At 63.1% G+C, this 18,340-nt stretch carries 16 protein-coding genes and 1 riboswitch; of the genes, 4 read left to right on the top strand and 12 right to left on the bottom strand.

The genetic code is table 11. The features are described from left to right. Positions 1-3: 3 nt before the first annotated feature. From ACNAOU_RS14575 to ACNAOU_RS14550, 6 genes are all read right to left on the bottom strand, one after another. Positions 4-825: a class I SAM-dependent methyltransferase gene (locus ACNAOU_RS14575; protein ID WP_422757130.1), complete on the bottom strand. Its 822-nt coding sequence runs from the start codon at positions 823-825 to the stop codon at positions 4-6. A 47-nt stretch (positions 826-872) separates the two neighbouring features. Then, positions 873-2,279 (bottom strand): aminotransferase class V-fold PLP-dependent enzyme, encoded by a 1,407-nt coding sequence (locus ACNAOU_RS14570; protein ID WP_064721721.1) that lies wholly within the window; start codon positions 2,277-2,279, stop codon positions 873-875. Between the two features lie 32 nt (positions 2,280-2,311). Then, positions 2,312-2,425: riboswitch (SAM riboswitch) on the bottom strand. A gap of 170 nt (positions 2,426-2,595) precedes the next feature. Further along, complete coding sequence (gene hisN / locus ACNAOU_RS14565) at positions 2,596-3,420, bottom strand: histidinol-phosphatase (RefSeq protein WP_064721722.1); 825 nt, start codon at positions 3,418-3,420, stop codon at positions 2,596-2,598. A gap of 71 nt (positions 3,421-3,491) precedes the next feature. Then, positions 3,492-4,607, bottom strand: coding sequence for a ribosome small subunit-dependent GTPase A (gene rsgA, locus ACNAOU_RS14560; RefSeq protein WP_055972060.1), 1,116 nt, complete (start codon positions 4,605-4,607; stop codon positions 3,492-3,494). A 2-nt stretch (positions 4,608-4,609) separates the two neighbouring features. Beyond that, positions 4,610-5,977, bottom strand: coding sequence for a 3-phosphoshikimate 1-carboxyvinyltransferase (aroA, locus tag ACNAOU_RS14555; RefSeq protein ID WP_193589755.1), 1,368 nt, complete (start codon positions 5,975-5,977; stop codon positions 4,610-4,612). A gap of 6 nt (positions 5,978-5,983) precedes the next feature. After that, on the bottom strand, positions 5,984-6,499 hold the full coding sequence (locus ACNAOU_RS14550; RefSeq protein ID WP_055972066.1) for a DoxX family membrane protein: 516 nt from the start codon (positions 6,497-6,499) through the stop codon (positions 5,984-5,986). 179 nt (positions 6,500-6,678) lie between these two features. Here ACNAOU_RS14550 and ACNAOU_RS14545 point away from each other — a divergent pair, with 179 nt between their 5' ends. Together ACNAOU_RS14545 and rsrA are read left to right on the top strand one after the other, a co-directional pair. Continuing rightward, entirely contained in the window at positions 6,679-7,482 is an 804-nt protein-coding gene (locus tag ACNAOU_RS14545) for a sigma-70 family RNA polymerase sigma factor (protein ID WP_018776388.1), read from the top strand. Next, positions 7,479-7,739 carry a mycothiol system anti-sigma-R factor gene (gene rsrA / locus ACNAOU_RS14540; protein WP_018776387.1) on the top strand — a complete coding sequence of 87 codons (261 nt, stop codon included), beginning with the start codon at positions 7,479-7,481 and terminating at the stop codon, positions 7,737-7,739. The genes ACNAOU_RS14545 and rsrA overlap by 4 nt, the downstream gene beginning before the upstream one ends. Positions 7,740-7,851: 112 nt before the next feature. Here rsrA and ACNAOU_RS14535 read toward each other — a convergent pair whose 3' ends face one another. The 6 genes from ACNAOU_RS14535 to ACNAOU_RS14510 all read right to left on the bottom strand — a co-directional run bounded on the left by ACNAOU_RS14535 (position 7,852) and on the right by ACNAOU_RS14510 (position 15,425). Continuing rightward, a complete protein-coding gene (locus ACNAOU_RS14535; protein ID WP_369299106.1) occupies positions 7,852-7,926 on the bottom strand; it encodes a 50S ribosomal protein bL37 in 75 nt (24 codons plus the stop codon). 113 nt (positions 7,927-8,039) lie between these two features. Next, the gene (locus ACNAOU_RS14530; RefSeq protein WP_422757128.1) at positions 8,040-8,654 is read right to left on the bottom strand and encodes a PadR family transcriptional regulator; all 615 of its coding nucleotides are present in this window, start codon (positions 8,652-8,654) and stop codon (positions 8,040-8,042) included. Further along, positions 8,654-9,502: a DUF4097 family beta strand repeat-containing protein gene (locus ACNAOU_RS14525; RefSeq protein WP_422757127.1), complete on the bottom strand. Its 849-nt coding sequence runs from the start codon at positions 9,500-9,502 to the stop codon at positions 8,654-8,656. The genes ACNAOU_RS14530 and ACNAOU_RS14525 overlap by 1 nt, the downstream gene beginning before the upstream one ends. 102 nt (positions 9,503-9,604) lie before the next feature. Next, entirely contained in the window at positions 9,605-10,879 is a 1,275-nt protein-coding gene (locus ACNAOU_RS14520) for a serine hydrolase domain-containing protein (RefSeq protein WP_422757126.1), read from the bottom strand. A gap of 2 nt (positions 10,880-10,881) precedes the next feature. Continuing rightward, positions 10,882-11,529, bottom strand: coding sequence for a GDSL-type esterase/lipase family protein (locus ACNAOU_RS14515; protein WP_422757125.1), 648 nt, complete (start codon positions 11,527-11,529; stop codon positions 10,882-10,884). A 92-nt stretch (positions 11,530-11,621) separates the two neighbouring features. Next, entirely contained in the window at positions 11,622-15,425 is a 3,804-nt protein-coding gene (locus ACNAOU_RS14510) for a multifunctional oxoglutarate decarboxylase/oxoglutarate dehydrogenase thiamine pyrophosphate-binding subunit/dihydrolipoyllysine-residue succinyltransferase subunit (protein ID WP_018776381.1), read from the bottom strand. Between the two features lie 488 nt (positions 15,426-15,913). Between ACNAOU_RS14510 and ACNAOU_RS14505 the strand changes: the two genes are divergently transcribed. Beyond that, positions 15,914-17,263 (top strand): hemolysin family protein, encoded by a 1,350-nt coding sequence (locus ACNAOU_RS14505; protein WP_039242086.1) that lies wholly within the window; start codon positions 15,914-15,916, stop codon positions 17,261-17,263. After that, the gene (locus ACNAOU_RS14500; RefSeq protein WP_018776379.1) at positions 17,260-18,333 is read left to right on the top strand and encodes a hemolysin family protein; all 1,074 of its coding nucleotides are present in this window, start codon (positions 17,260-17,262) and stop codon (positions 18,331-18,333) included. Before ACNAOU_RS14505 ends, ACNAOU_RS14500 begins: the two co-directional genes overlap by 4 nt. Positions 18,334-18,340 lie beyond the last annotated feature (7 nt).

Raw genomic sequence — 18,340 nt, 5'->3', positions numbered from 1 at the left:
AGCCTACCGTGGTGTGGCATCGTGGACTTTGTATGCACGCCAGGTCTGCGTCAGGTAGGGCAGCGGCACCGTGTCTCCCGGCGCGTGGCCAAGGTGTTCGTAGAGGTACCACTGGAGGTTGCCCATGATTTTGGCCCGCGTCGCTTCGTTGGCGCGCAGGTAGTAACTGCGCGACTTGGTCAACTCCATGATGTCCTCGGGCGAGATCGGGTCCTCCCACCTGGTGAGGTGGCGTTCCAGTCCGTGAAACTCCGGGCCGATAACCGGCCGGAATCCCGGCTTGTGGACGTCGCCTGCATGCATGATGCGCGAGAGCCTATGGACCCAGGGAATTGAGGTGTCCAACTGGTTCCAGATCAGCCCCAGAACCCCCGCGGGGCGCAGGATACGGGCGATCTCCGTGCTCGCGGCAAGGGGCTCGCACCAGTGCCAGGCCTGGGCAACGCTGACGACGTCGAATGCTGAGTCCGCCAGTCCGGTTGCCTCGGCCGTCCCCTCCGTCGCGTGAACATCGGGGTAGGTCTTTCGCAGTTGCGCCAACATATCGGTGGAAGGGTCGACGGCGGCCACCTCAAGTCCGCGTCCGGCCAGGAGTGCCGTGAACTTGCCCGTTCCTGCGCCGAGGTCCGCAGCTGTCGACGCCCCTTCGGGCAGGAGCCAATCAACGGAGTCCACAGGATAGCCCGGCCGCACGCGATCGTAGTGCTCTCCGCCATCCTGGAAGCTTTGGCCAAGTTCATGGCGCCGGGAGGCATGGAGCTTGGGTCCGCGGGGACCGGCGGGACCGGGAGTGACTGGAGCGCCGTTCGCTGAGCGCAGGGACACGCAAACTCCTTCACAGGGCCGTTAGAGGTACCCTACGAATTTACCCTCTAGTCGACCGTGCAGGGAGCGGCACCGGCTGTGCCCGGGGTGTTGGGCGCCCACTCGGGGTAGCTGCGGTGGTCGTTGGCCGGTACCCAGCGGCCCTCGTCCACCACATAGTCCCAGCCCAGGCCGTTGCGCTTGAGTTCCTCGATGCCTGCCAGTAGCCTGGTGGCGTCCTCCAACCGGGAGCCGACGCCGAAGCTTGCGCGCAGGGAACCCGAAGGCAGTCCCAGCCGCTTGAGCAACGGATGCGCGCAGAAACGTCCGTCGCGGAGGCCCACTCCGTGTTCGGCCGCCAGATATGCGGCGACCAGTCCGGCGTCGAATCCTTCTACGGAGAAGTTGACCACGCCGATGGTGTCCTCGGAATCGCTGAAGATCCGGTGGACTGTAACGCCGTCGATGGCTTCCAGGCCCTCAACCAGGTAGCTGCGGATGCCCGCTTCGTGTGCGTGCCAGGCGTCCTGGTCGAGGCCGGCGAGCACCTGAGTGGCGCGGGCGAGCGTCGCGGCGCCCAGGACGTTGGGGGAACCGCCCTCGTGCCTCGCCGGACCCGTGGCCCAGCTGACCGAGTCCAAGCGCGCTTCGCGGACAGCGCCACCACCTGCCAGGTGCGGGATCCCGGCGTCGAGCCAGTCCGGGCGGCCCACTACCACTCCTGCGCCGAACGGCGCATAGAGCTTGTGTCCTGAGAAGACGATGTAGTCGACGTCAGCCTCTGCGATGTTGACGCGGCGGTGCGGAGCGAGCTGGGCTGCATCCACCACGATCCTCGCGCCGTACTCGTGGGCCAGCGCGGCAAGCCGGGCGATCGGCAGGATCTCTCCGGTGACGTTCGAGGCGCCCGTGACGGCGAGCAGGCTGACGCCGCCCAGGGCCAGTTCGGCTTCGATCTTGTCCAGTGTTCCGGCCAGGGTCGGCGCCGCAACCACGCTGCGGTGCGGCACGCCCTGCCACGGGAGCAGGTTTGCGTGGTGCTCAATGTCCAAGTACAGGACCTCGCCGGCAAACTCGCCGTCGACCTGCGGGAGGCAGCCGGCCAGCAGGTTCAAGGAGTCCGTGGTGTTCCGGGTAAAGATCACCGAATCGTCTGCACGTCCGCCAACGAAGTCACGGACGATGTTCCGGGAATTCTCGTAGACGGAGGTGCTGATCTGCGAGGCGAAGCCTGCCCCGCGGTGAACGCTGGCGTAGTACGGGAGGACCTCGTTGAGGTAGGCGGAAACAATCGTCAGCGCAGGGGCTGACGCGCCGTAGTCGAGGTTGGCATAGCGGACGTGGCCACCTTGGATCAGAGGCGCCTGAAGCTCCGCGCCCGTGACGGCGGCGAGGGGACGCGCAGCTGCCGATTCGAGGGCGGCTTCGTCAACAAAGGAAGGGATGGTGTTTGCGTTGAACGTGACTGTGCTCATGGGACCTCACTCAAGAGGGACCCCCACAGGGGGATCCGCGCTTGCCGCATCCGTTCCGGACCGGCCGGGTCGTCACCCGGGGCACCCCACCGCGAATGGAGGGTTGCCGGCCAGCAAACCGGGGTTTAGCGCTGGCACTCGTGACCTGTAAAAAAGGCTAAGGCACGTCCGGGGGACGATCCAAAGCCGTGGGGTTTTGTTAAGCGCTTTGTTACGCGGAATGCCAAATCCCAGTTTCCGCGAACAAAAAACGGCGGACGCGCACAAAAGCGGGCGTCCGCCGTCGAAAATTCGGCAATCCGGAGTAGTGCCGGCCTCAGGCTTGGGACTGCAGGAGGTCGTCCAGTCCGGGGTTCAGCCGCTTCAGGACTTCCGAATGCAGGATGGAGTTGGTGGCCAGGGCGTTGCCGCCGAACGGTCCGTCTTCGCCTTCCAGGGAAGTGAAGCGCCCGCCTGCCTCCGTCACGATGGGGACGAGCGCCGCCATGTCGTAGAGGTTCAGCTCCGGTTCGCAGGCGATGTCCACCGCGCCCTCGGCCACGAGGCAGTAGGACCAGAAGTCACCGTAGGCACGTGTGCGCCAGACGTCCTCCGTGAGGTCCATGAATTCGTCCAGATTGCCCCGCTCCTTCCAGCCGGACAGGCTGGAGTAGGACATGGAAGCGTCGGCCAGGCGTGAAACGTTGGACACCTTGAGGCGGGTTGCTGAAGCGAGGGACCGACCCATGTAGGCGCCCATATCCTTGGCTGCCCACCAGCGTTTGCCCAACGCCGGAGCGCTGACCACACCAACGACGGGCTCGCCTTCATCGACGAGCGCGATCAGCGTTGCCCATACTGGAACGCCGCGGACAAAGTTCTTTGTTCCGTCGATGGGATCGATGATCCAGCGCCGCGATCCGTGGCCACTGCTGCCGAACTCTTCACCCAGGACTGCATCACGTGGACGCGAGCGCGACAACTGACCGCGGATAGCCTCCTCCGCAGCCTTGTCGGCATCGGTGACAGGGGTGAGGTCCGGCTTGGTTTCGATCTGCAGGTCCAGGGCCTTGAAGCGATCCATGGTTTGGGCGTCGACGGAATCGGCGAGGACATGGGCCAGGCGCAGGTCGTCGTTGTAGGTGGAAGCGGGTTGGGTCATGGCACCAAACTATCCTGAAATACTGGCGGCGGTGGGGACGTTACCGCTGCACCCTCAGTTTTCCAGTGTCATCAAGTAACCGTGCCGAGCTCTTTCGCTTCTTTGGCCTCCAGGCGTGGGTCCGCGCCCAGCAGGCGACGCAGTGACGCCAGGCGCGCCACCCCTGAAGGGCCCGCATGTCCTTCATTGACCCAGGCGTCCAGCCCGCAGTTCACTGCCGTAGCGTCGTGCTTGCATCCCCGCTCGCATGCTTCGGTGCCGGGTTCGAGGTCCGGGAAGGAATGCAGGATCCGGTCCGGATCCACGTGGGCCAAGCCGAAGGAGCGGATACCGGGGGTGTCAATGATCCAGCTGCCCGAGGGGGCATCCGCGAGCTTCAGCGCCAATGCCGAGGACGAAGTGTGCCGGCCACGTCCGGTGACGGCATTCACGCCGCCGGTGGCCCGCTCGGCGCCCGTCAACGCGTTGACCATGGTGGACTTGCCGACACCGGAGTGGCCCAGCATGACGGTCACTTTGCCACCGAGGTGTGCGCGGAGCCGGGAAACAGCATCCCTGTCCAACCGGGCCGACAGCCCATCATCGGATCGGGCATCAATGCCGCCGGCTTCAGAATCGGCTGTCCGGCTGATAATCACCGGGAAATCCAGGCTGACGTAGTTGGCCAGCAGTTCAGTGGGATCCTTCACGTCGGCTTTGGTGATCAGCAGCAGTGGCTCAATACCGGCGTCGTACGCCGCCACAAGGGCACGGTCGATGAACCCGGTCCGCGGTTCGGGATTCGCGGCTGCAACAACCACCACCAGCTGGTCGGCGTTGGCCACGACTACCCGCTCGATCGGATCCGTGTCATCGGCGCTGCGGCGAAGGAGGGTCCGGCGTTCTTCCACCCGGACCAGCCGGGCCAGCGTGTCCGGAGACCCGGAAACGTCGCCTACAAGGGCCACGAAGTCACCGGGCACAACAGGGTTGCGCCGGAGTTCGCGGGCGCGTGCGGCGATGATGATGCGTTCGTTGGGGGAGTCTTCGTCCACGATTGCCCGGTACCGCCCGCGGTCCACCGTGATGATCCGTCCGATCACGGCGTCATCGTAGCTGGGACGGTCCTTGGTCCGGGGTCGTGATCCTTTTTTGTTGGGACGGATCCGGACATCGGATTCGTCCCAGGAACGTGCGTCGCGGCCCATGGTCAGTTGCCGGCCTCATTCGTGCCGGCGGAGTCAAGCATTCGTGCCCACATCTCCGGGAACTCGGGCATCGTCTTGGATGTTGTGGCGATGTCTTCAACCTGGACGCCGTCGACGGCGAGTCCCAGGATGGCGCCGGCAGTGGCCATTCGGTGGTCTGCGTAACTGTGTACCACTCCGCCATGGAGGGAAGCTGGGCGAATTACCAGGCCATCGGCAGTTTCTTCCGCATCGCCACCAAGGCGGTTGATCTCGGCAACCAAGGCAGCGAGGCGGTCTGTTTCGTGTCCGCGGAGGTGGGCGATGCCCGTCAATCGCGAAGGGCCGGTAGCCAGAGCGCAAAGTGCGGCTACAGTCGGCGCGAGCTCGCTGGTTTCGTCGAAATCAGCACCCTTGATCTCATTGCCGCCGGTAACCGTCAGTGTTCCCCCGTCAAGGGTGACGCTTGCGCCCATGGCAGCAAGGATGGTCCGCCAGAGATCGCCCACCTGTGTGGTGCCGGTGGGCCAGTTGGGAATGCGGACGGTGCCGTGCGTTGCCAGGGCGGCGGCCAGGAAGGGGCCGGCGTTGGAGAGATCCTGCTCGATCCGCTGGTCGAAAGCACTGATACTACCGGGCGAAACGCGCCAGTGGTTGGGTACGGAGTCATCGACAGTAACGCCCACGCTCCGAAGCACCTCAACGGTCATGGTGATGTGGTCCAGGCTTGGAACGGGTTTGCCCACGTGCTCCAAGTGCAGGCCTTCGGTGAAGCGGGCGCCTACCAACAGCAACGCCGAGACAAACTGGGAGGAAGCGCTCGCGTCGATGACCAAGTGACCGCCGCGCACCTCGCCGGTGCCTTCCACCGTGAAAGGAAGGGACGACGGCGTCCTGCCGCCTTCGGCTGCGACCGGAACTCCCAGGGCGATCAGTGCCTCGATGATGGTTCCCATGGGACGGTTACGGGCATGGGGATCGCCGTCGAAGACTGTGGCGCCGCTGCGCAGGGCAGCCAGCGGGGGAACGAACCTCATGACGGTACCGGCCAGACCGCAGTCGATGGCTGTCGTTGAGCTCGAAGCAGAGGGGTCCAGGGGAGTGATCTCCAGGTCGGGCCCATAGTCACCGTCACCGGGTACCTCGGTGACGGTGGCACCCAACTGCCGGAGGGCCTGGATCATCAGGGCCGAATCGCGTGAATGCAGCGGAGCCCGGAGCCGCGAAGGACCATCCGCCAAGGCTGCCAGCACCAGGTACCGGTTGGTCAGCGATTTTGAACCTGGGACCGTCACTGTGGCGTCCACGGGCCCTTTGGCATAAGGGGCCGGCCATAGCGGGAGGCTGGCGGCTTTGTCCGGTTCGGTATTGGCGGCGGTGGTACCTGTCATGCTTCCTTATGCTCCAACTGCGTTGTCTACGGCCTTGCGCACTGCTTTGTCTGCCTTCTTGATCTGCTTGCCGGTGACTTTCCTGGCGTCGGCGGCAAGGTGCTCGGCCCGCCAGGCGATGCTCGGACGGCCTTCGGTGTCCACCGACGCCAACAACACGCCGCCGGTAAGTGAGATGTTCTTCAGGAGCTGGGCCTTCCGGGCGGTGCGCCCCTCCTTGGTGCTGATGTCGGCTGAACGCCATTCGACGTAGGAGTTCAGGGCGGACGTCAGCGCGAGCACCGTCGCTGCGAAACGCGAAAGCTTACCCAGTCCGAGCAGGGCTCCGGCGCCGAGCTGGGCTCCACCCAGGACCCGGGCGAGGGTCTTCTCGTCCGCTTTGAAGGGCAGCGATTCAGAGGCTCGTCGAAGGACCGGTGACAGTTGCTTGGCGGTGTCGTCAGCGTTCTTGAGCTTGTCCAGACCTGCAACGACAAAGCTGGATGCGAGCATGGGCCGCGCGAGAAAACGGATAAAAGACATGTTTTGCCTCCTGGGTGGCTTGCCACACTGTTCGATGAGTGTTGTGTTCACGGGGTGCAGTCGGATCTAGTCTTGCACTTTTGCGGAATATTTACCCAGCAGCGGCCGTTGTGAGTTTCAGGTGCGGTGGAGACCGGACTGCGGCACGGCGTTGCCGCTCGCTGAACGGAGTTGGTTTTTTGACTTTGGTGAAGGACCGCATGGTTCTACCGGAGGCCGGGTACGGGGTGCAGCCGGATTCTCCCAAGCTGACAGTAGACTTGGCAACGATGAGCACCATTGAACCGGCCGCAGCGGCCATGTACGAAGCAGCCGACGCGACGGACGACGATAACGCCCCGGCGCCGGCCGCCGTCGATGTTGCAGCGGAGAGCCCGGAGCAGCGGCGCGAGCGTTTTGAGCGCGACGCAATGCAGTACGTCGACCAGCTGTACTCGGCTGCCATGAGGATGGCGCGGAACCCTTCTGACGCGGAGGACCTCGTCCAGGAGGCCTACACCAAGGCCTTTTCAGCGTTCCACCAGTACAAGCCCGGCACCAACCTCAAGGCGTGGCTGTACCGGATCCTGACCAACACCTACATCAACCTCTATCGGAAGCGGCAACGAGAACCGCTGCAGTCCAATTCGGACACGATCGAGGACTGGCAACTGGCCAAAGCCGAGTCGCACACTTCGGCGGGCCTGCGTTCAGCCGAAGCCGAGGCTCTTGACCACCTGCCGGATTCCGACGTCAAAAACGCGTTGCAGGCAATTCCGGAAGAATTCCGGTTGGCTGTCTATTTCGCGGATGTCGAGGGATATGCCTACAAGCAAATCTCGGAGATTATGAATACCCCGATCGGCACTGTCATGTCGCGGTTGCACCGTGGCCGGAAGATGCTGCGGGACATGCTGGCGGACTATGCCGCCGAACGGGGCTTCAAGGCCCACACCGAAGATCAGGCTGCGGCCGGAAGCAACAATCAGGAGAAAGAGAAATGAGCGACTGCCAGGGATTGGGCGATTGCGACGATACGCGAATGCAGCGGATCTATGAGTATCTCGACGGTGCGTTGACACGTGAGGACCTCACGGAAATCAAGCAGCACCTGGATACGTGTGAAGAGTGTGCAGAACAGTATGACCTTGAGTGCCTCATCCGCACCATGGTCAAGCGTTCGTGCACCGAATCCGCTCCCGAGAACCTCAAGAATTCCATCCTGGACAGGATTCACTCGATCAAGCCTGTTGACGCCTGATCCGGCCGCTGGCTGGCACGGCCTCGTCTGTGAGGGCTTAACGCCAAGGGCCCCGGAAACCGCATGGTTTCCGGGGCCCTCGCTCTTAAGCCTGTGACGCTAAGCCGTTGGCTTAGGTGTTGGGACGCTTGCCGTGGTTCGCGCCGCCGCGCTTACGGTCACGACGCTTACGTGCACGCTTGCTCATAGCTGGCCTCCTTCAATGATTGATACTCAATAGAGCTGCCCTCCAGTTTCGCACATCCGGGTGCTGCGCCGCGAACCGGGAGGCGTCCGCGCGGCGGGGCGCTTTGCCTCAGCTCAGTTGTTGAGTGAATTCCTGATGGATATTCGGGCCTGGTCCAGGACCGCGCGGACCGTTTCCAGTGCCACTGGCGTCAGCGGGCGGGCAGCCCCGTGTTGACGCAACTCCACGCGGATGTCGTCCCGGAAGGCCTGCACCATCAATTCTGCTTCCTTGAGGATGCGCTGGCCTTCCGGTGTGTAGCCCGCCGTCCGACTGCGGAAAGCGGCGGAGGTGGCGTTTGTGCGGGCTGCTTCCGCCGTAGCGGCAAGATCGGCACGAAGGCCGCGCATGTTGCTGCGAATGTCCTCGCGTAAGTTGTCGGCGAGCCGCCTGACGGAGGCGGAGATGGTGTCTTCGACGTCCGCCAGTTCCTCCCGTCGGCTGTCCAGTTCCGCGCGCCCGGCTGAGGTGATGGAGTATTTCGTGCGCCGGCCCTCGGTCTCTGTAGCGACGAGACCTTCCTCTTCCAGCTTGCCCAGTCGCGGATAGATGGTTCCGGCGCTGGGGGAGTACGTTCCGCCGAAGCGGTCGCCGAGGGCCTTGATCAGTTCGTAGCCGTGCTTGGGACCGGTTTCCAAGAGGGCAAGGAGGTACAGGCGCAGTGCGCCGTGGGCGAAGACGGGAGTCATCAGAGACCAGCTTCCCCTGGCGACTGCCGGCTGTTGTCCGGTGACGGTGCCGAGCCGTGGATGATGTAGGTCTTGCCGGAGACCGTATTGGTGCGGACAAGCATGAGCCGTTCGTCAGGACCAACGATTGTGTGGACATTGCTGCCGGGCTGGGCGTACAGCTGGTCATCGATCACTACGGTTCCACTGGCTGATTTCGCCACGATATCCAGGCCAACGTCGTGGGGGAGCCGGATGGTGAGGTCGCCGGAGACCGAGTTGGCTCCAAAGTCGTTCGTGTAGTCCTGGAGATCGAAGCTGAGGTCGCCACTGACTGTGCTTGCCCGGACGCTTTTGAAGGTGCCCGACGCCGTGACTTCGCCCGAGACGCTCTTGGCGGTCAGGACGCCGTCGTGGTTCCTGGCGATGACTTCCCCGCTGACGGTGTTCACGTGGAGTTCGCCGTTGGTGCCGTCCGCCATGACGGAACCTGACACAGTGTTCAGGCGCGTGCGGCCGCTGACGCCGGACACCATTCCGTCGCCGCTGACGGTTCCGGCCTCGACGTCGACGCCGGGTGGCAGCGCGATCCCGACCACCACCGAGTTGGTGCTGCTGTTGTTGACGGTCCCCATGAGGTTGCGGAACCAGCCCTGCGGCCCCTGCAGCTGGTGGCGCACTTCCAGGCGCCCGTCCACCAGTGTCACCGTAAGGGGGTCGCCGGTGATTTCGCTGATCTCGATGCGGACAAAGGGTTCGTCGTGGGTCACGACGTCGAATCGGCCCTTCACTATGCCCAGCTTCAGGGAGCGGACGTTATCCACTTCAATGGTTTGCGGGCCCGTCACGGTCCATAGTTCGTCTGACATGATCCCTCCAAGTTGCGATATATCGCGTTGATGAAAACACGATATATCGCGTTTCCCGGCGAATCAAGAGCTCCAGCGAATCAAGAGGTAACGGACCCGGCGTCAGCTCCCGGCTTGGTAGACCTTGCCGATGAGTGACCTCGCGATGGTCACGGCAGGGTCCCGGCCGTCGGCCGCCGGTGCCAGATTTGTCCACACCACGAGGGTCACTCCGTTGACGGGATCGCTGCCCATGAAGGTGTTGAAGCCCGGAAGTTCGCCGGTATGGCCGTAGAGCTTCCCGAACTTCGCTATGCCCCAGCCGTAGGAAGCACGGTCGGGGTTTTCCGGGTTGGTGGGGATGACGCTGTCGAGTCGTTGTTGCTGGAACCCGGCATCGAGCAGCTTCCCATTAACGAGGGCTTCGCCGAGGATCTTCAAGTCCGTGGTCGTGGAGATTCCCGACCCTGCTGCCCAAGCCCATGACGGATTGACATCAGTAACGTCGTTCGGGGCCAGGGTGCCCGCGGCGGCTTCCTTTTGCATGTCCTCGGGAAGGGCAGGATTGGTCATCGTCAGGACGTTGTCACCGTAGAAATAGCCCTGGGGATGTGGCTCCGGAATGCTGTTGGACGAAACATCCGGAAAGACCGTTCCCTTTAAGCCGAGGGGCTGGAAAATGCGCTCCTTGAAGAGATCACCGAGTGGCTTTCCTGCGACCTTCTCGGCGATGAGGCCCAGAAGGACCGTGTTCGTGTTGGAATAGTGGAAGCCTTGCCCCGGGGCGAAATATGGCGGATGGGCAAACCCCAGCGCGAGGAGCTCTTCCGGTTTCCACTCCCTGCGCGGTTCTTTATCCATGGCTGAGTTGAGCTCAAGGGTTTCGGTGTAGTTGAACAGGCCGCTCCGCATGGTCAGGAGCTGCTCGAGAGTGATGCCGTCACCATTGGGAACGTCTGGACGGTACTTTGAAACGGGATCACCAAGGGCGAGCTTGCCCTCCTGGACGAGCTGAAGAATGACTGTGGTTGTCCAGGTCTTGGTGACCGAACCCACCCGGATGTGGTCCGCCATTGAGACCGGCCGTTCGGCGCCGCGGGTACCTGTGCCGTAAGACGCAGTGAGGGTTCCCTCGGGAGTTTCCAGCAGCACCATGGCTCCCGGGACAAGGACTTCCTTGGCTGTCCGCTCAAAGTCCGCGCGCAAGCCCTCTGAATCGAAGCGCTGCAGCGCCGTGGGCGCCGATGTTGGAGAAGCAGTGGATGCCGGTGCCGACGCGGCTGTTGAGGACGCGGGGGAGACCGGGGGACCGGAACTGCAGGAAACTGTGGCTGCCACTGCGGCAATTACTGCCGCCGCTGTTGCTGCTCTGACAGAAACCTGCATGTTCCGCGTCATGGCTACTCCGGTTGAGCGATATTAAGCCACTGGAACCAGCCGCGGTGCAGGACAAGCCACGCAATCAAGCCGTAGCCGGCCTGGCCCGGTGTTCCCCCATTGGCTGCGAGGTCCGTCCTCCACTGCTCATGATTGAGCAACGGGGAGAACGTGTCAACGTAGTGGTGGTTGCGCCGCGTGGTGACATCGGCAAAAGCTGTGTTGAGTTCAGCAAGACGCTTGTTGCGTGCCGGATCCAAAGTGGGAGGCGGACCAACCACGAAGACCTCCACGCTGCTGTGCGAAGCTCCGTCGAGGATGTTGGCCAGATTCAGCCGGCTCCGCGCTGTGGAAAGGCCAAATTCGAGATCGCGACCCGAAAGTCCGATCACCAGCCGGTTCTCATGGGTATCGCTGAAGCGCCTGCCGGCTTCATCCTGCCAGCGGGCGGCCAGGCCCTCTGTACCTTCCATGGGACAAGGGAGCGGAAAGCTCTCCACCACGACGGAGTCCTGGGGTGTGCGGGCCAGGACTCTACCGAGCCAGCCCAGGGCGCGGGGATCCCCCAGGCCCGCGAGCAGTTCATCTCCAACAGCTGCGATACGCAGCTTCCTGTCTTCCACGGTTACCTCTTCACACTCGTTACGGTCCTTGCACAGTTTCCGGATCATCGGCCGGTTTTGGGACCGGGTACCTGTCCCATTAAACAGAACTGCCCGGCCTGAGGCGTGCTAATCGCTCCTCAGGCCGGGCAGTTTCGTTTTTACTTACGTTCGAATGCCTGCTTGATCAGGGCATCCTGTTCTGCGGCGTGGCGCTTCATGGAACCGGCAGCCGTGGATGCCGACGCCGGACGCGAGACCAGGCGGAGCTTGCGGTCAAGTTCCGGTGCCAGGTTCAGGCCCATGAAGGGCCACGGGCCCTGGTTGGCGGGCTCGTCCTGCGCCCAAACGATGTCAGCGTTCGGGTACTTGGCGAGCTCGGCCTCGATCTCAGCCTTCGGCAGCGGGTACAGCTGCTCCACGCGGATGATCGCCGTGGACGTGTCACCGGACTTCTGGCGGTTGGAGAGGAGGTCGTAGTACAAGCGACCGGAGACCAGGATGACCCGGTCCACGTTTGCCGGCTGGACTTCCGGATCGCCGATAACGGGCCTGAAGCCACCCGTGGTGAAATCTTCGACGGCGGAAGCGGCGCCCTTGAGGCGCAGCAACTGCTTGGGTGTGAAGATGATCAGCGGCTTGCGCGGACGGCTGTATGCCTGGCGGCGCAGAAGGTGGAAGTGCGAGGCCGCGGTGGTGGGGTTGGCCACGATCATGTTGTCTTCTGCGCACATCTGAAGGAAGCGCTCAATGCGTGCCGAGGAGTGGTCCGGGCCCTGGCCTTCGTAGCCGTGCGGGAGCATGAGCACCAGTGAGGAGCGCTGGCCCCATTTCTGCTCAGCCGAGGAAATGAACTCGTCGATGATGGTCTGGGCGCCGTTGACGAAGTCACCGAACTGGGCTTCCCACAGAACGAGCGCATCCGGACGCTCCACCGAGTATCCGTATTCGAAGCCCATGGCCGCGTATTCGGACAGCAGGGAGTCGTAGATCCACAGCTTGGCCTGGTCATCGGAGAGGTTGCCCAAGGGCAGCCACTCGTTGCCGTTGGCACGGTCGTGGAAGACGGCGTGGCGCTGAACGAAGGTGCCTCGGCGCGAGTCCTGCCCTGCAAGGCGCACAGGTACGCCTTCCATGATCAAGGAACCAAAGGCAGCGATTTCGCCGAAGCCCCAGTCGATACCGCCTTCACGGGACATCTGCTCGCGCTTCTCCAGCAGCTGCTTGAGCTTGGAGTGGACGGTGAAGCCCTCGGGGATTTCCAGGTGGGCCTTGCCGATGCGGGCAAGAGTCTCAGCGGAAATCGCGGTGGACGTGGGGGCATTGGTCCCGAAGTCCGCCTGCTGGGCAATGGGACGCTCGATGTCCGAAACGGCCGCGGAGTCCGCGGTGATGATCGGGATCGGGGACGTCTGCGCGGCGTGGGTCTCGGCGAAGACCCGCTCCAGGCGCTCCTGGTAGTCGCGAAGCAGCTGCTCTGCTTCTTCTTCGGTGATGTCCCCACGGCCGATGAGCGACTCTGTGTACAGCTTGCGGACGGAGCGCTTGGCTTCGATCAGGTTGTACATGAGCGGCTGGGTCATCGAGGGGTCGTCGCCTTCGTTGTGGCCGCGACGGCGGTAGCAGACCATGTCGATGACGACGTCCTTGTGGAATCGCTGGCGGAACTCGTAGGCGAGCTGCGCAACGCGCACCACGGCTTCGGGGTCATCGCCATTCACGTGGAACACCGGTGCCTGGATCATCTTCGCGACGTCGGTGGAGTACGTGGAGGAACGTGAAGAGGACGGTGCAGTGGTGAAGCCGACCTGGTTGTTGACGATCACGTGGATGGTACCGCCGGTACGGTAGCCACGAAGTTGCGAGAGGTTCAGGGTTTCCGCAACCACGCCCTGGCCGGCAAATGCGGCGTCACCGTGGACCATGATGGGCAGCACCGGGAAGGACTCGCCCTGATCCAGGCGGTCCTGCTTGGCGCGGACGATGCCCTCAAGCACCGAGTCGACTGCTTCAAGGTGCGACGGGTTGGCGGCGAGGTAGACCTTGGTCTGCTTGCCGTTGTCCGAGGTGAAGGTACCTTCGGTTCCCAAGTGGTACTTGACGTCGCCGGAGCCCTGGACGGAGCGGGGATCCTGGGTGCCTTCGAATTCGCGGAAGACCTGTGCGTAGGTCTTGCCAGCGATGTTGGTCAGCACGTTGAGGCGGCCACGGTGGGCCATGCCGATGGCAACTTCATCCAGTCCGTCGTCAGCGGCGTCCGAAATGACGGCGTCCAACAGCGGAATCAGGGACTCGCCACCTTCGAGGGAGAACCGCTTCTGGCCGACGAACTTGGTCTGCAGGAAGGTCTCGAAGGCCTCTGCAGCGTTGAGCTTGGAGACAATGCGCAGCTGCTCTTCGCGGCTCGGCTTGGAGTATGGGTGCTCCAGCTGGTCCTGGAACCACTTGCGTTCGGCCGGTTCCTGGATGTGCATGTACTCGATGCCTGTGGTGCGGCAGTAAGCATCGCGGAGCACGCCGAGGATGTCGCGGAACTTAAGCTGCGGCTTGCCACCGAAGCCACCGGTAGGCCACTCGCGGTCGAGGTCCCACAGGGTGAGTCCATACGTCAGGACGTCAAGGTCAGGGTGCTTGCGCTGCACGTACTCCAGCGGATCGGTGTCAGCCATGAGGTGGCCGCGCACGCGGTAGGAATGGATCAGCTGCTGGATGCGGGCAACCTTGTTGATCTCGTCCGCGGGATCCACCTGCAGGTCCGGGCTCCAACGAACGGGTTCGTAGGGAATGCGCAGGGCTTCAAAGATCTCGTCGTAGAAGTTCTGCGCGCCGAGGAGGAGCTGGTGGACGAGCTTGAGGAATTCGCCGCTGCCTGCGCCCTGGATGACCCGGTGGTCGTAGGTGGAGGTCAGGGTGAGGATCTTGCTGATGGCGTTCTGGGCGATGATCTTCTCGCTGGCGCCCTGGAACTCGGCCGGGTAGTCAAGTGCGCCGACGCCGATGATGGCCGCCTGGCCCTTGGACAAGCGCGGGACCGAGTGCACGGTGCCGATGCCGCCGGGGTTGGTCAGCGAGACCGTGGTTCCTGCGTGGTCGTCAGCCGTGAGCTTGCCGTTGCGGGCACGCTTGATCAGGTCCTCGTAGGTGTGCCAGAACTCCGCGAAGTCCATGGTCTCGGCCTTCTTGATGTTTGGAACCATCAGCAGGCGGGTGCCGTCGGGCTTGGGCATGTCGATTGCGATGCCGAAGTTGACGTGCGCGGGCTGCACGGCGCTCGGCTTGCCGTCAATTTCGTCGTAGTAGACGTTCATTGACGGGAACTGGGAAAGCGCACGGACAACGGCGTAACCGATGAGGTGGGTGAAGGAGACCTTGCCACCGCGGGCACGGGCAAGGTTGGAGTTGATGACGACGCGGTTGTCGATGAGCAACTTGGCCGGAACAGCCCGGACGCTGGTAGCGGTAGGCACTTCGAGGCTGGTGACCATGTTGGTGGCGATGGCCTTGGCCGGGCCGCGGAGGACGGAAACCACGTCCTCTTCCGGCGCTGTCGGGGCCTTGTTGCTCTTGGGCAGCTGGGCAGGGATCGGCTGTGCAGCGGTGCCGGCGGCGGGCTTCTTTGCTCCGTCCCGGGCAACCGTGGCAGGTGCTTTTTTCGCCGGAGCGGGTGCGGCCGGAGCCGCGGGGGCGGCGGCCGGCGCTGCTGCGGGGGCCGCCGGCGCCGGTGCCGGTGCCGCTGCAGCCGGAGCTACGACGGGAAGTACTTGGGTAGGGGGATTGGCAGCTGATGGGGCTGCAGAGGTTCCGTTGGAAGAAGTGCCGTCAGCGGAAGCAAAGGATTCGAAGAGCGGCCACCATTTGGTGTCCACCGAGTTCTTGTCCTGTTGGTACCGCTCGTACAGTTCGTCAACGAGCCACTCGTTTCCGCCAAATTCCTCTGGTAGACGGTGGCTGGGCTGCTCTGGCACTTGAAATACGCCTCTTCCATGAGTGTTGTTTTCCCGCTGGCCAAAGTTGCTTTTCCGCAACGATGGGACAGGGTCCGGGTCCCGCGAACTCAGACCCCTGACAGTCTAGTTAGGATCGTTGGTTAACTGCCAATAGTGGTGACCTAAATCATGTTGCGGCTGACTTAGTGGCGTGGCTCTGCTTTTTTGTTGCGAAGTTGGCCCTCCTGAGGGAGACCACGGTTGCCGGACTGTAGACTGAAAGTCTTATGGACAGTAAATCTAGGTGCCGGCCTGGGAACTGTCGGGGGAGCCAATCTGGCAACTCCGCACAGCGTGCCCGTCGAGCCGGCAATACCCGTTCACATGCCCATCACGCGCCGGCGTTCACTGCCGGTGGTGCCGCAGACCGTGCGTCCGCTGCACCCGACCAGCCTCCGCCGGGGCGATTCCCCGAGCCGAAGGCCTTAACCCCGTTGCACGCGCCTGCCCTTGGAGGGATGCGCTAAGTGGAATGGATTCTTCTTCTCGCCGGTTTTGCCCTCATCCTCGGGACCGGCTTCTTTGTAGCTGTTGAGTTCTCCCTGGTGGCCCTCGACCAGGCAAGCGTCCAGCGCGCTGTTGACAATGGCGACCACGCTGCGGCTCCGTTGCTGAAGTGCCTCAAGTCGCTCTCCACCCAGCTCTCCAGTTGCCAGCTGGGCATCACACTGACCACGCTGTTGACTGGTTTCGTCATGGAGCCTTCCGTCGGGCAGTTGCTCCTCGGGCCGCTCGGCCTGCTGGGCCTCCCGAGCGAGGTCGTGCACTCCGTTGCCCTGATCGTGGCCATGGCCTTCGCCACGCTGCTGTCGATGCTTCTGGGCGAATTGGTCCCCAAGAACATGGCCATCGCCCTCGCCTTCCCGCTTGGGAAGCGGCTTGCCCGACCCCAACTGATGTTCACTGCCGTCTTCAAGCCGGCCATCGTGGTGCTGAACGGGTTCTCCAACAAGGTCCTGAACCTGTTTGGCCTGGAGGCCAAGGAGGAGATCTCGGGAGCCCGGACACCTGCTGAGCTCGCATCCTTGGTGCGCCGGTCGGCCGAACTCGGGACGTTGGATGCCGGTACGGCCAACTTTGTGGCCCGTACTTTGAACTTCTCCGGAAGGACCGCGGCGGACGTCATGACGCCCCGGATCCGCATGGAGACCATCGACGCCGACCAGCCGGTGACTGACATCCTTGACGCCGCGAGGCGTACCGGATATTCCCGTTTCCCCGTCATTGGCGATTCCACGGACGATATCCGCGGCGTGGTCCATGTCAAAAAGGCTGTGGCCGTACCCGCTGAACGTCGGGCCAAGCTCCAGGCCGGTGCCATCATGACCGATGTCCTTCAGGTCCCTGAGACCATCCACCTTGATGCCCTCCTGTCTGAACTGCGCGAAGGCAACCTGCAACTCGCCGTCGTGCTTGACGAGTACGGCGGCACGGCGGGCATTGCCACCCTTGAAGACCTGGTCGAAGAAATCGTTGGAGAGGTCGCTGACGAGCACGATAAAGTCCGGCCCGGCGTCCTGCAGAGCGCGACAGGCGACTGGTATTTTCCGGGCCTGCTGCGGCCGGATGAAGTGTCGGAACAGATCCCGAATCTCACCGTTCCCGACGAGTCTGCCTATGAAACCGTGGGTGGTTACGTCATGAGCCAGCTTGGCCGGATAGCCAAGGTGGGGGATGTCGTGGAAACGCCGGGAGGCACCCTGACAGTCACCAGGATGGATGGCCGCAGAATCGACAGGATCTGCTTCCACCACGTAGTCCGTGATGACGAGCAGGCCGACGCCGGATCCAACCACCACGAGGCAGGTGCCGTATGAGTGACTGGGTAGGAATTGTCTGGCTTGTCGTCCTTTTGATCGGCAATGCCTTCTTTGTCGGTGCCGAATTCGCCGTTATGTCGGCACGCCGCAGCCAGATCGAACCCCTGGCCGAGGCCGGCTCCAAGCGGGCGCAGACAACATTGCGCGCCATGGAGAATGTGTCGCTGATGCTGGCGTGTGCGCAGTTGGGCATTACCGTCTGCTCGCTCCTGATCCTCCAGGTTGCCGAGCCTGCCATTCACCATCTCCTGGCGGAGCCGCTCGAACTGCTGGGCGTACCGGTCGAACTGGCGGATATCTCCGCTTTCGTGATCGCGTTGCTGTTCGTCACGTTCCTGCATGTCACGTTCGGTGAGATGGTCCCCAAGAACATCTCGGTTTCCGTGGCGGACAAGGCGGCCCTTCTGTTGGCGCCACCTTTGATGTTCATCGCACGCGTGGTTAACCCGGTCATCTGGTCCCTCAACTGGTTGGCGAACCACATCCTGAGGTTGATGAAAATCGAACCGAAGGACGAAGTGTCTTCGTCGTTCACGCTTGAGGAAGTGCAGTCGATTGTCCAGGAATCCACCCGGCACGGCCTGGTGGACGATGAGACCGGATTGCTCAGCGGTGCTTTGGAGTTCTCGGAGCACACGGCCTCCCACATCATGGTGCCCCTGGACAAGCTGGTGGTGCTCAAGACGGCCTCCACGCCCGTCGACCTGGAAAAAGCGGTCAGCCGTACCGGCTTCTCCCGTTTCCCGATGGTGGACGACGACGGCGAACTGGCCGGATACCTGCACGTGAAGGACATTCTGTCCATCCCGGACGAGGGTCGCAGGCACCCCATTGCCGAGGGGCGCATCCGGTCCTTGGCCAACCTGTCACCGGACGACGAGATCGAGCAGGCCATGTCCGTCATGCAGCGCACCGGCTCGCACTTGGCCCGTGTTGTTGGCGCCGGTGGAGACACCCAGGGCGTCTTGTTCCTTGAAGACGTCATCGAGCAGCTGGTCGGCGAAATCCGCGATGCCACCCAGGCGACAGGCATTCGACGCTTCGGTGGTCAACAAGCCCAGGCATAACCGCCTG

Origin of the sequence: Paenarthrobacter sp. C1, from assembly GCF_049315185.1 — a bacterium.
Classification (GTDB): Bacteria; Actinomycetota; Actinomycetes; order Actinomycetales; family Micrococcaceae; genus Arthrobacter; species Arthrobacter nicotinovorans.
This window is presented reverse-complemented; position numbering and strand designations above follow the sequence as displayed.